The organism is Phenylobacterium sp. (genome assembly GCF_020402505.1).
In the GTDB taxonomy this organism is placed as follows: domain Bacteria; phylum Pseudomonadota; class Alphaproteobacteria; order Caulobacterales; family Caulobacteraceae; genus Phenylobacterium.
Genome location: NZ_JADBZL010000190.1, coordinates 1 through 12,249 on the forward strand (window position 1 = coordinate 1; position 12,249 = coordinate 12,249).

General features: G+C 67.7%; 13 protein-coding genes and 1 tRNA gene. 8 read left to right on the top strand and 6 right to left on the bottom strand.

Going from position 1 to position 12,249, the window contains the following annotated elements; translation table 11 throughout:
* Positions 1 to 756: CoA transferase (locus IM632_RS12890; protein WP_296552424.1), on the top strand; the 756-nt coding region annotated here is incomplete at its 5' end.
* Between the two features lie 182 nt (positions 757 to 938).
* Positions 939 to 1,499 carry a hypothetical protein gene (locus IM632_RS12895; protein ID WP_296481930.1) on the top strand — a complete coding sequence of 187 codons (561 nt, stop codon included), beginning with the start codon at positions 939 to 941 and terminating at the stop codon, positions 1,497 to 1,499.
* Between the two features lie 63 nt (positions 1,500 to 1,562).
* On the opposite strand, the gene IM632_RS12900 is transcribed toward IM632_RS12895, so the two are convergent.
* The 3 genes from IM632_RS12900 to IM632_RS12910 form a co-directional block, all read right to left on the bottom strand.
* Complete coding sequence (locus tag IM632_RS12900) at positions 1,563 to 1,712, bottom strand: entericidin A/B family lipoprotein (protein ID WP_296481932.1); 150 nt, start codon at positions 1,710 to 1,712, stop codon at positions 1,563 to 1,565.
* Between the two features lie 78 nt (positions 1,713 to 1,790).
* The gene (locus IM632_RS12905) at positions 1,791 to 2,201 is read right to left on the bottom strand and encodes a Zn-ribbon domain-containing OB-fold protein (protein WP_296481934.1); all 411 of its coding nucleotides are present in this window, start codon (positions 2,199 to 2,201) and stop codon (positions 1,791 to 1,793) included.
* A 4-nt stretch (positions 2,202 to 2,205) separates the two neighbouring features.
* Positions 2,206 to 3,393: a thiolase domain-containing protein gene (locus tag IM632_RS12910; RefSeq protein ID WP_296481937.1), complete on the bottom strand. Its 1,188-nt coding sequence runs from the start codon at positions 3,391 to 3,393 to the stop codon at positions 2,206 to 2,208.
* 121 nt (positions 3,394 to 3,514) lie between these two features.
* Between IM632_RS12910 and IM632_RS12915 the strand changes: the two genes are divergently transcribed.
* From IM632_RS12915 to IM632_RS12940, 6 genes are all read left to right on the top strand, one after another.
* On the top strand, positions 3,515 to 4,096 hold the full coding sequence (locus IM632_RS12915) for a pyridoxamine 5'-phosphate oxidase family protein (RefSeq protein ID WP_296481940.1): 582 nt from the start codon (positions 3,515 to 3,517) through the stop codon (positions 4,094 to 4,096).
* A complete protein-coding gene (rraA, locus tag IM632_RS12920; protein ID WP_296481942.1) occupies positions 4,093 to 4,575 on the top strand; it encodes a ribonuclease E activity regulator RraA in 483 nt (160 codons plus the stop codon). Before IM632_RS12915 ends, rraA begins: the two co-directional genes overlap by 4 nt.
* A 94-nt stretch (positions 4,576 to 4,669) precedes the next feature.
* A tRNA-Ser gene (locus IM632_RS12925) sits at positions 4,670 to 4,759 on the top strand.
* Positions 4,760 to 5,146: 387 nt separating this feature from the next.
* A complete protein-coding gene (locus IM632_RS12930; RefSeq protein WP_296481980.1) occupies positions 5,147 to 6,313 on the top strand; it encodes a DNA cytosine methyltransferase in 1,167 nt (388 codons plus the stop codon).
* Between the two features lie 7 nt (positions 6,314 to 6,320).
* A complete protein-coding gene (locus tag IM632_RS12935) occupies positions 6,321 to 7,046 on the top strand; it encodes a GIY-YIG nuclease family protein (protein ID WP_296481944.1) in 726 nt (241 codons plus the stop codon).
* 581 nt (positions 7,047 to 7,627) lie between these two features.
* Entirely contained in the window at positions 7,628 to 10,015 is a 2,388-nt protein-coding gene (locus IM632_RS12940) for a TonB-dependent receptor (protein WP_296481946.1), read from the top strand.
* Between the two features lie 135 nt (positions 10,016 to 10,150).
* On the opposite strand, the gene IM632_RS12945 is transcribed toward IM632_RS12940, so the two are convergent.
* The 3 genes from IM632_RS12945 to IM632_RS12955 all read right to left on the bottom strand — a co-directional run.
* Positions 10,151 to 10,681, bottom strand: a complete 531-nt coding sequence (locus IM632_RS12945; protein ID WP_293516111.1) for a GNAT family N-acetyltransferase — start codon at positions 10,679 to 10,681, stop codon at positions 10,151 to 10,153.
* 191 nt (positions 10,682 to 10,872) lie between these two features.
* A complete protein-coding gene (locus IM632_RS12950; RefSeq protein WP_296481950.1) occupies positions 10,873 to 11,874 on the bottom strand; it encodes a phosphotransferase in 1,002 nt (333 codons plus the stop codon).
* The coding region (locus tag IM632_RS12955; RefSeq protein ID WP_296552425.1) for an aminotransferase class III-fold pyridoxal phosphate-dependent enzyme at positions 11,861 to 12,249 on the bottom strand (389 nt) is incomplete at its 5' end. The genes IM632_RS12950 and IM632_RS12955, both read right to left, overlap by 14 nt.

Sequence of the window (12,249 nt, forward strand, 5' to 3'; positions counted from 1 at the left end):
CCGGCCTATGACGACCTGATCCAGTCGGCCTCGGGCCTGGCCGACCTCCTGCCGCGCACGGACGGGAACCCCACGCCGCGCATCCTGCCCACCCTGGTGGCCGACAAGGTCTCGGGCCTCTTCATGAGCCAGGCCATCACCGCCGGCCTGCTGCACCGGGAGCGGACCGGCGAGGGCCAGTTCATCGAGGTGCCCATGCTGGAGTGCATGACCAGCTTCACCCTGGTCGAGCACCTCTACGACCACGCCTTCGACCCGCCCATCGGCCAGTGGGCCTACCAGCGGGTGGCCAACCCCAACCGCCGGCCCTACCAGACCAAGGACGGCTACATCGGCCTGTTGCCCTACACCGATAAGCAGTGGGACCAGTTCTTCGCCGCCGCCGGCATGGCCGAGAGCTTCGGCAAGGACCCGCGGTTCTCCGACTACGCCACCCGCGGCAAGCACATCCAGGAGCTCTACGGCCTGGTCGGCGAGGTGACGAAGACCAAGACGACCCAGGAGTGGCTGGACCTTCTGAAGCCCCTCTCCATCCCGGTGGTGCGCACCGCCCGGCTGGACGACCTGCCCGACGACCCGCACCTTTCGGCCGTGGGCTTCTTCGAGCGGCACGAGCACCCGCACGCCGGGCCCTATCTCGCCATGAAGCCGCCCGTGAAGTTCGCCGCCTCGCCCAGCAACATCCGCCGCCACCCGCCCCGCCTGGGCGAGCACACCGACGAGGTCTGGGCGGAGCTGGGGCTGAAGAGGCCCTGAGGGGATGGCGGAGGGGCCGTTGACCCCCTCACCGACCTTCGGTCGGAGCTCCCCCTTGGGGGAGCAATTGGAGCTTTAATTCCTCCCCATCAGGGGGAGGTGGACCGCGAAGCGGGACGGAGGGGGTCTCCTGAGCCGCCATTTGCTAGGGGACTGCGGTCCAGCGAAGAGGGAACATCGCGATGCGCATATCCGTCATGGGGGTTTCCGGGGCGGGGAAGTCGACCCTGGCGGCGGGGCTGGCGGCGCGGCTCGGCCTGGAGAGGGTCGAGCTGGACGCCCTGAACTGGCTGCCGGGCTGGCGCGACCTGCACACCGAGGACCCGCAGGCCTTCATCGACCGGGTGGAGGCGGCCACCCGGGGCGAGCGGTGGATCACGGACGGCAACTACACCATCTGCAAGGACCTGATCTGGAGCCGGGCGACGGACGTCATCTGGCTGGACTATCCCCTCTCGGTCAGCATGCCGCGGCTCCTGCGGCGGACCCTGGACCGGGCCGTCACGGGGCGCGAGCTGTGGGCGGGAACGGGCAACCGCGAGCACTTCACCCGCTGGTTCGACAAGGACCATCCGGTCTGGTTCACCCTGCGCCACCGCACCCGGGCGAACGCCAAGCGCGCGGCGCGGTTCGCGGACCCGAAGTGGGCGGCGGTGCGCAAGCACAGGGTGAAGTCGCCGCGGGAGGCCGAGGCGCTGGTGGAGCGGCTGGCGGCCCTCGACGCTGACGGCCAGCAGGCATGAAAACGCCCGGCGAGCCTCTCGGACCGCCGGGCGTCATCGTGCGGTAGGGACGCCCCCGGAAGGCTACTGCTTGACGCCTTCCTTGGCCTCATCGGCGGTCCGCGTGACGGCGCTGCCGGCGGCCTGAACGTCCTTGCCGAGACCGGCGATGGTGTTGCAACCGGCCACGGCGAGGGTCGCCGCGGCGGCCGCGAGGATGAGGATCTTGCGCATGTCGGCCATCCTTTGCCTGAGGCTGATGAGTACCGCCCCTTAAGCCAAGGTTTTGGTTAACAGACGCTGAACAGACCCTCAGAGCGGCCGGAAAACCGGCGCCGGGGGGCCGCCCTCCGTCGGCTGGAAGCGCACCTTGACCCTCTGGCCGATCCTTAAGGAGTCCGGGTCGCAGTCCACGAAGTTGGTCAGCACCGCCGGGCCCTCGTCGAGGGTGACGTAGCCGATCACGTAGGGGCCCGTGGGCGAGCGCCGCATGATGGAGAAGGTGTAGATCTCGCCCTCCCCGGGGCTCTCCTCCCAGGCCGTCGCGTCCGAGGCGCAGAAGGGGCAGATGGCGCGGGGGTACCAGTGCGCCTTGCCGCAGGCGGTGCAGCGCTTGATCAGGAACCGGCCCTCGGCCGCGGCGTCCCAGAAGGGCTTGCTCTCGACCGTGACGGCGGGGGCGGGAATGGCCCGGCCGGCGGGTTTGGCGTCAGCTTCGCTCATCGTCCTACTCCCGCTCGAGGATGACCGTGGCCGCGCCGTGGCGCGTTCCCAGGGATCCGCCCGTGCCGTGGGCGAGGGCCAGGTCGCAGTTGGCCACCTGGACCTTGGGGTGGGCCTCGCCGCGCAGCTGGCGCACCGCCTCGATGACCTTGGTGATGCCGCCCCGGTTGGTGGGGTGGTTGTTGCACAGGCCGCCGCCGTCGGTGTTGAAGGGCAGCTTGCCGACGCCGGAGATCAGGTTGCCGTCGGCCACGAAGCGCCCGCCCTGGCCCTTGGGGCAAAAGCCCAGGTCCTCGAGCTGCATCAGCACGGTGATGGTGAAGCTGTCGTAGATGGAGGCGTACTTGATGTCGGCGGGGGTGACGCCGGCCTCCTCAAAGGCCCGGGGACCGGACCAGACCGCGCCGGAAGTGGTCAGGTCCAGGCCGTGGCCGCCGCTGGGGCCCTTGGGCGCCTCGCCGGAGCCGATCACCTTGACCTTCGGCCGGTTCAGGCTGCGGGCCACCTCGGGCGAGGTGACGATCAGGGCGCCGCCGCCGTCGGTGACGACGCAGCAGTCCAGGAGGTGCAGCGGATCGGCGATCATCCGCGAATTGACCACGTCCTCGACCGTGACCACGTCCTTCAGGAAGGCGTGCTCGTTCCACTGGGCGTGGTGGCTGGCGGCCACCTTGATCCAGGCCAGCTGCTCGGAGGTGGTGCCGTACTCGTGCATGTGGCGCATGGCGCACATGCCGTAGGTGTTGTGGGTCGAGCCGCCGTAGATGTTCTCGAAGCCGGCCTCGGGGGCGCCGTCGGACAGCTGGCCGGGACGCGCGCCGCCGCCGCCGGGGCGGCCGCCCTGGCCCTGGCGCGGACGCCCGGCCAGGGTGATCAGGGCCACCTGGCACTTGCCGGCGGCGATGGCCTGGGCGGCATGGCCCACGTGCAGGATGTAGGAGGAGCCGCCAGTCTCGGTGGAGTCCAGGTGGCGGACGTTCCTGAGGCCCATGTAGTCGACCATGGACATGCCGCCGAAGCCCGGCGCGTCGCCGGCGCAGAAATAACCGTCCACGTCGTCGAACGACAGGCCGGCGTCGGTCAGGGCCCCCCGGGCGCTCTCGGCGTGCAGCTGGGCGCTGGTCTTGTCGGGGGCGTCGCGGGTGGGATGCTCCCACGCCCCCATGATGTAGGCCTTGCCTTTGAGGCTCATCTTCCTCCCCCTCCGGTTTGCGTGCGCCGGTTGATGGGCAGGGCTTACCGCGCCCCGGCAAAGGGGGAAAGCCCCGAGGCGGGCCCTGTTCGCACCGCCCGGGATGGACTAGCCTCTCCCCATGGCCGAGTTCTTTGACAGCCTGACGGAGGACCATATGGCGATGATCGCCCGCCAGCCGGTCTTCTTCGTCGCCACCGCCGCCGCGGACGGGCGGATCAACCTGTCGCCCAAGGGCCTTGCCGACACGCTGAAGGTCCTCTCCCCCGCCCGGGTCGCCTATCTGGACCTGGCCGGATCGGGCAACGAGACCCACGCCCATCTCGCCGCCGACGGGCGCATCACCCTGATGATGTGCAACTTCGAGGCGCCGGCCCTGATCCTGCGCCTCTACGGCCGCGGCCGGCCGGTGCTGCCGGCGGATCCGGACTGGGAAGGCCTCGCCCGCCATTTCGAGCTGCGGCCCGGCGTGCGCCAGATCTTCGACATCACCGTCGAGGGCGTGCAGACCAGTTGCGGCTGGGGCGTACCGGTCATGAGTCTGGACCACCACCGCGAGACCCTGCCCCGCTATCACGCCGCTCAGGACCCCGAAGCCTGGGTGAAAAAGCAGGCCGGGCGGACCCGCAGCCTCGACGGGCTTCCCACCCGGGCCACCGACCGCTACATCGCCGGCCCGCCCGACGGAGGAGACGCCCCATGACGACCCTCGCCGACCTCTGCGACGCCCATGAGGACGTGATCGAGGTCTGCCACGTCCCCTTCCGGGACTTCGGCGGCCGCACGTCCTTTTCCGGCCCGATCCGCACCGTGCGCTGCTTCGAGGACAACGCCCTGGTCAAGGAGGCCCTGTCAGAGCCCGGCCGGGGGGCGGTGCTGGTGGTGGACGGCGGCGGCTCCCTGCGCCGGTCCCTGCTGGGCGACAGCCTGGCCGCCGACGCCGTGAAGAACGGCTGGGCGGGGGTGGTGGTGTTCGGCGCCGTGCGCGATACGGCCCAGCTCGCCCGCATCAAGCTGGGGATCAAGGCCCTGGGAACCTGCCCCATGCGCACGGTCAAGCGCGGCGAGGGCCTGCGCGACGCCCCCGTCGCCTTCGGCGGGGTAGTCTTCGTGCCCGGCGACCTCCTCCACGCCGACGCCGACGGCCTGGCCGTGCTGCCGGTGGAGGACGAGGAGGGCTGAGGCCCCCGATCCGCGAGACTTGCCTCCGCCCGGCGCCATCGCTAGTTTCCGCGCCTCGCCCTCACCGGCCCCCTCCGGGGCGCCGTTCCTCGTCGGAGAGGTGGCTGAGTGGTCGAAAGCACCGCACTCGAAATGCGGCGTACCTTTACGGGTACCGTGGGTTCGAATCCCACCCTCTCCGCCACCCACACCTCCGACATCCCTGCCTGAGTAGATAGGCTCCGTCATGTCGCGGAACCTGGGGGGTTCTTCGTGGACGCAAGGGTGCGCCCCCTCTCAAAGTCCCTAATGCGGCAGAGCCTGACGCGGTGACGCGAAATGGGGAACGCATAAAGAACATTCGACCGGCTGGAAGTGTGGCGCCAAGATGTCTCCATGTTCGTCGATTCGAAGTCGCAGGCGGCTGGGACCGCTGAACGCACCATACTCCGCCTAAGAGCCACGATGTTCGGCGGCAACCTCAATGTGTGTCCCGGCGCAATCCGGCGTAGCTCTGAGATCGTCGATAGAACCAAAGTGAATTTGGTGCACAGTCTGCTTGATGACGTAATCTGCGGCAGAGTCTCTAATGATGCCTAGCTTCTATGAATTCTTCGCAGGCGGCGGAATGGCCAGGGCGGGGCTAGGGGTTGGTTGGACCTGTCTGTTCGCCAATGACTTCGACCCTAAGAAGGGCCTTACATACCAGGCAAATTGGGGCGCTCATGGAGAGCTGACCGTTGGCGATGTCGCCCAACTCAAAGCGAGCGATCTGCCGGGCCAAGCAGATCTCGTCTGGGGCTCTTTCCCCTGTCAGGACCTGTCGCTGGCCGGTGTCGGCGCCGGGCTCAAGGGGGAGCGCTCAGGGACCTTCTACCCCTTTTGGGAATTGATTAATGGACTTAGGGTGGACGGCCGAGCACCCAAGCTTGTGGCGCTCGAGAACGTACTGGGAACGCTGACATCGCGCGGTGGCCGGGATTTCGAGGCCATCTGCAGCGCCTTCGCTAACGCCGGCTACCGATATGGCGCGCTCGTGATCAATGCTTCGCTGTTCGTGCCGCAGTCTCGCCCGCGTTTGTTCATGATCGGAGTGCGCGAGGACGTGGAAATCGACCAGGCGCTGCTGTCGCCAGAGCCTATCGCACCCTTCCATACTGCCGCCCTGCATCGAGCGTTTGAGCGGGTTGGCAACGTTGTCCTCAAGCGCATGGTCTGGTGGAACGTCCCGCCGCCGCCGCATCGAAACGACACTTTCGCTGACCTGATCGAGGAAGACCCCGACAGCGTCGACTGGCACACTGACGCCGAGCGCGACCAGATCATCGCCAAGATGTCCCGGGTCAATCTCGCAAAGCTGGAGGCAGCGAAGCGTGCTGGTCGTCGAGTGGTCGGCGGCATCTACAAGCGCACTCGGCTCGATGAGCGCGGCAATAAAGTTCAACGTGCCGAAGTGCGGTTCGACGATGTCGCCGGCTGCCTAAGGACACCGGCCGGTGGATCCAGCCGCCAAGTGATCATGGTGGTTGACGGAAAGACGGTGCGCACCCGGCTCATCTCCGCTCGCGAGACGGCGCGCCTAATGGGGCTTGAAGATACCTACAAGCTACCGAAGAGCTACAATGAGGCATACCACCTCACGGGCGACGGCGTTGTAGTCCATGTCGTTCGGCATCTTGCAGAGCACATTTTTGAGCCCCTGCTCGCCCCATTGCCCACTGCAGATGCCCACGAGGGCAATGCAATGAAGGCGGCCTGACCACGCCGTGACGGATCTCAGCCCGCCAACTGGCCGCAACCCGGACGCGGTCAACTTCCCACCCTTCGAGACCGAGGACCTTCGAGCCAACCTAGTGCGTTTCCTCGATACGCCGTTCACATGGGAGGGGGGGACTACGCTCGTCGGCAACTTCAAGTGGGGTGTCTACGCCTTTTTCGACTACGACGGTGAGCCGATCTACGTCGGTCAGACCAACGAGCGTTTGCGAACTCGTATCCGGCGACACCTCACCAACCAACGTACTGACGCCGTGGCCATGTCCGTACTGGATCCCTTCGAGGTGTTTGAGATCGAGGTCTGGCCGCTGCCTCACCTCCAGGACGCCAACCGCTCTGACGGAAACGCACGCCAGCATCTTGATGCGCTCGAGCGTGTGATCACGGAGCGTGCCGTCCTAAACTCCGAATTCAAGGCCATCCTCAACGAGAAGGACCCACCGACGGGCGGCGTGGATGTCGAAATCCCGCCGTCACTCAGAGGGCGGATAGTGTCCGAGCGGGTCTACGAACTGCGCTCGCACCCAGATTTCCGGATCGCGCGTCGGTCGCTGATCCTTGCGCGCCTGGCCCAAGTAATCTCAGAGCGTAAGGTGCAGGGCGGATTGCGCCGTGTTCTCCTTACTCAAGCCAAGCGACTGCAGTGGTTAGCATCCCGCCGCTATGAAGCCCTTGGTGGAGCTGGCTCGGTGGAGACTGGAGGCGATGACGATTAGCCGCATCATCAACCAACTCCGAAGTGGCGCCTAAAGAGTGAAGGGAATTGGGTAATCAATCTCCATCGTCCTCCATCTGAGCGGCGAAAACGTCAGTGGAGCCTTAGGAAGTGGGTGCTCCACTCGGGCCAAGGCGGACCAAACTGGAGACAACTTCTTTCCTGACGCCCACGCTCATAGCCCCCACAGAAAAACCGGCTCCGCGCCGCGCGCCGGAGGGGCTGGAGGCTCTGGCGGCGGAGCGGGCCTGACTTCCCATTCGCCCCCCGCCGGAGGCTGTCCGCGTCGCGGGCGTCAGACCCTTCCCCGTTGCGCCCAGGCGCCCCGGTCGGAGCGGCTGAGGCGGGAGCACCCTATCCACCGCGCCTCACGCCCCGGCGGCCGCAGGGAACCCTCACGCCCCGGCCCTTCGACGGGGCGCCCGGAATGCTTGTGCGACTCCGGACGAAGTGCGACCCTGATCCCGCATAATTGGTCTGCGCCCTGAAGAGGGGGGTGCAGCGTTCGTGGGGCCGGCAAGTGTCTTCGATCTGACATCTATGTCCGATAGGAGCCTGCGGGCCTTCAACCATGGGGATGAAATGACCTTTTCTTCAATTCGCGCGATCGCGCTTTACACCACCTGCGCTTCAGCCCTGCTTTGCGGCTCCCAGGCTCTGGCTCAGGGCAATGCGACGGGCGGCTCTGGCGCCGCCGCCGTTGAGGAACTGATCGTCACCGCCCAGAAGCGCGAGCAGCGCACCCTCGAGGTGCCGATCGCCCTGACCGCCTACACCGGCGACTTCCTGGACGATGTCGGCGTGCAGGAGTTCGAGGAACTCTCCCTTCTTGTCCCGGGCTTCGAGGTCCAGAACCAGTCGCCCAACAATCCCGGCTTTGTCATGCGCGGCATCACCTCGGATGACGGCGGCGCCACGATCGAGCCGCGCGTGTCGGTCTTCCAGGACGGGGTGTCGGTGTCCAAGTCGCGCGGCTCGTACATCGAGCTGTTCGACAACGCCCGGATCGAAGTCGCCAAGGGGCCGCAGTCGACCCTGTTCGGGCGCAGCGCCCTGATCGGCGCCGTCAACATCGTCCAGAACAAGGCCGACCCCGGCGGCTTCGCCGCGTCGGCGAAGTTCGAGGTCGGAAACTTCAACTATCGCGGTCTCGAGGCGATGGTGAACGTGCCCTTGAGCCCCACCCTCGCCGTCCGCTTTGCGAGCCGCGTCAAGACGCGCGACGGCTTTGTCGACAACCTGCTGGGCGGCCGCGACTTCAACTCCACCGACACCGCCGCCTATCGCGCCGTCGTGAAGTGGCGCCCGAGCGACAGGCTCGAGGCCGACCTGATCCTCAACTACGAAGAGAACAATCCGTCGGGGACGTCCTTCAAGTCGCTGACCTATCTTCCCACCGACACCCTGACCGGAAAGGTGCTGGGCGACCTGGGCCGGAACTCCGGCGCGGCCCTTGCGAGCAGCGACGGCTTTGCGGGCGGTCGCGACCTGGGCCTGGAGCGGACCACCTGGGGCGTCACCGGTCTGGTGGACTACAGGATCAGCGACACGCTGCGGCTGTCCTCGATCAGCGCCTTCCGGCGCTTCAAGTCCCTGGAAGTGTTCGATGCGGACGGCTTCTCTCTGCCGCTCTTCGTCTTTGCGGAGGACGCGCGCGGCGACCAGTACAGCCAGGAATTCCGCATCAACTACGAAGGCGGCGAGCGCCTGACCGCCTTCGCCGGGGTCGGCTATTTCTACGAGGATGGATCCCAGGCCGTCCCGCTCCAGTACAATGAGCGCGTCTTCGCCGCCCGCGCCACGCCGGCCCTGGCCGGCCTGCTGGGCTTTACGGCGCCGAACGTGCCGTCGATCACCACCATCAACTCGGCGGCCGCCCTCAGCACGCTGAAGCTGGTCCATCGCGAGACCTTCCAGAACTACGGGCGCACCACCTCGTATGATGTGTTCGCCGATGCGACCTACAAGGTCACCGACCAGTTCGAGGTCTCCGCAGGCATCCGCTACAGCAGCGACGACAAGCGCTCCGGGTACCGCGGCACGCTGGACAACGGCGGGTCCGTGCTGACCAGCGGTTCGGCCGCCAACGCCGCCAATCCGGCCACCGCGCGCGGCATCTTCCTGCAGTCCACGCCGGGCGGCCTTCCGCAGTACAAATCCTTCTCGGACTCCGGCGTGACCTATCGGGTGGTGGGTCGCTACGCCGTGTCGGACGACATCAGCCTGTACGCGACCTATTCGCGCGGCCGGCGCCCGGAGGTGCTGTCGCCGGCGGCGCCGCTGGCCCCGCAGGGCAACGCCCGCTTCACGCTGGTGGCCGCCGAGATCGTCGACTCCTATGAGGCGGGCGCCAAGACCCAATGGCTTGACCGCAGTCTCTCGCTGGAAGGTTCCGTCTATCGCTTCACCTATACGAACTTCCAGACGAGCATCCAGACCGCCCCGGGCGTCTTCCAGACGATCAGCGCCGGCGACGCCTCGTCCACCGGCTTCGAGGGCCAGCTCAACTGGAGGCCGACCGGCCAGCTGAACGTCTTTGGCACCTATGGCTACAACAATGGCCGGTTCGACAATGGCCGCTTCAAGGGCAACAGCTTCCGCCTCTCGCCGGATCAGACCTTGTCGTTTGGCCTCAACTTCACCCTACCTGTCTGGGAAGGCGATCTGAGCGTCCTGCCGACCTATACCTGGCAATCCAGGGTCTTCTTCGACAACGACAATGACATCCCGGCGCTGCAGAGCACCGGGGACCTGATCCAGGATGAGGTGCAGGGCGCCTATGGTCTCCTGAACCTGCGGGTGTCCTACCAGCCGACGGATGCGAACTGGCGGGTGGAGGGCTTTGTCTCCAACCTCCTCGACGAAGAGTACATCAAGGACGCCGGCAACACGGGCGGCGCCTTCGGGATCCCGACCTTCATCGCCGGCGAGCCCCGCTACTTCGGCGCATCCTTCTCGGTCCGATACTAGGCCGTTCCGGCCCGACGCTCCCCCCTGGTCGGCCCGCCCTTCGGCGGCGGCCAGGGGGTGGAGAGGTCAGCCCACTCCGCCATCGTTTCCCGCCTCGTGGATTAACAGCGGCGGGGTGACCATCGCCCGAAGCGATCAAACTTGCCCGGCGGAGGCAGTCCAGACGAGACCCCGCCACGAGCCCATGCGCCCGTCCTCAATCGTGAAGTCGCGGGTGGGTTCGCGCTTCAGCCCCAGGCGGTCCATGACCGCGCGGGACCTCTGGTTGGTCTCACTCGTATAGGAGACGATCTCCTGATCCCCAAGGACGCCAACGGCATGATCGAGGGCGGACCGGGCCGCCTCGGTTGCGTAGCCCAGACCCCAGGCGCTTCGCGCGAGCCGCCATCCGATCTCATAGTGAGAACCCAGCGGATGATCCATCTCCGGCCGAAACATGACGCCGACATAGCCTACGAACTGGCCCCGGCCGCCTTCGACCGCCCAGCGCGAGACGCCATCGCGTTCGAAGGCCGCCCGGTAGCGGTCGAACTTGGCGTCGCTTGCGGCCGGTGAGATCGGTCCTCCCTGGTCGGCCATAACCTCCGGATCGGCGTGCAGAGCCGCGAAACCCTCCCGAAGGCGCTCGGACCAGGGCTGAAGCACCAGGCGGGCGGTTCTGATCATACGCCACGCTACCGCTATCTGCGGCGGCCGCCCACCCGTTTCAGGCCGCGCCAAGAGGCGGCCCACGCGTCGATGTCGCTTTCGGCGGGCGTTCCGACAAATCGGCGTGTGACAGGGCGGGGGGAGGATCCCCGGAGGCGATCCTTCCGATCCAAGGCGCGGCCTCTGGCGCCGCTGCACGCCACCTGGGCTCAGAGGTCCGCCAGAAGGGCCTGGCAGCGAAGGCGGACCTGTTCGAGTCGGCGCGGCAGCCCGTCTCCGGGATCGATTTCAGGCCGCTCGTGCAGCCATCCCAGCTGGACGAGGTCTCGCACCAGCAGGAAATGGGGCAGCTGGACCGCCTCGGCCTCCGGCAGGTCGCGCAGGCTCCGGTAGCCGGCCAGGAAGGCGTCGCGGACGGCCTCGAAATCCGGCGCTGACTGCTGGTGCGTGAGGGCGACGGCGATGTCGTACATCCGCCAGCCGAAGGCCGCGTCGTCGAAGTCGATAATGGCCAGGCCGTCCTGCCGGATGAGCAGGTTGCCCGGGTGCAGGTCGGCGTGGATCATGCCGAAGACTGCTGGGTCCTTCGACAAGACGGACAGGCGGGCATACAGGACCTCCCGCGCCGCCAGGACCAGGCGCCGGTCCTCCGCCGAGAGGGCGGCGTGGTCCCAGAAGGGGCCCCACCGGGGCGCAGGGCCCATCAGGCCGTCAGCGTCCAGCCAGGGGCGGACGAAGCCGGGGGGCGGGGTCCAGGCCTCGGACTGCAAGTGGGTCCGGGCGACCAAGGCGCCGAGGCGGTGGAACCACAAGGGGCGCTCGCCGGTCCGGTCCGGCGACTCCAGGAAGTCGTCCAGCACCTCCCCGTCGATCCAGCGGGTCACCCCGGCCAGCCGGGTCTCGCCCGTCGCCTCGACCGGCTGGGCGACGAAGGCGCGGCCATTCCGGGCTGGCAGAGGCTCGGGCGTGGCCAGGCCCGCCGCGCGCAGGGCCGCTGTCCAGACCCGCTCGGCCTCGAGCTCAGCCGCGGAATTGTAGCCTGGCCGGTGCAGTCGCAGGACCCAGTCCTCGCCGGTCCTGCCGTCCGTCAGACGGAAGGTGACGTTCTCCGAGACCGTGACCAGCGACACGCGCGGGTCCGAGACAGGGAAGGCGCGCGCCGCGTCCCGGGCGGCGGGCAGGAAGAGCCGCTCGGCCTCAGCGCGCTCCATGCAGGGCGTCCAGCGTCGCGTCGAAGGCGGGCAGAAAGGCCTCGGCGTCAGCCTGGCTGAAGACCAGGGGCGGGCGGATCTTGACCACATTGTTGAAGGCGCCCGCATTCGAGGTCAGGAAGCCCCGGTCCTTCAGCCCGTTGCAGACCGCCCGGGCCCCGGCGAGGTCCGGGGCGCCGTCGGACCCCACCATCTCCACCCCCAGGAAGAGACCGCAGCCCCGGGCGTCGGCCACCCCGGGCCAGCGCCCGACCCGGGCCTTCAGCTCCGCCTCCAGGAAGGCGCCCACCCTTTCCGCATTGGCCAGGAGGCCGCGAGCCTCGATCTCGTCCAGCACGGCGTTCCCCGCCGCCGCCTGCAGGGGGCTGGAGGCGA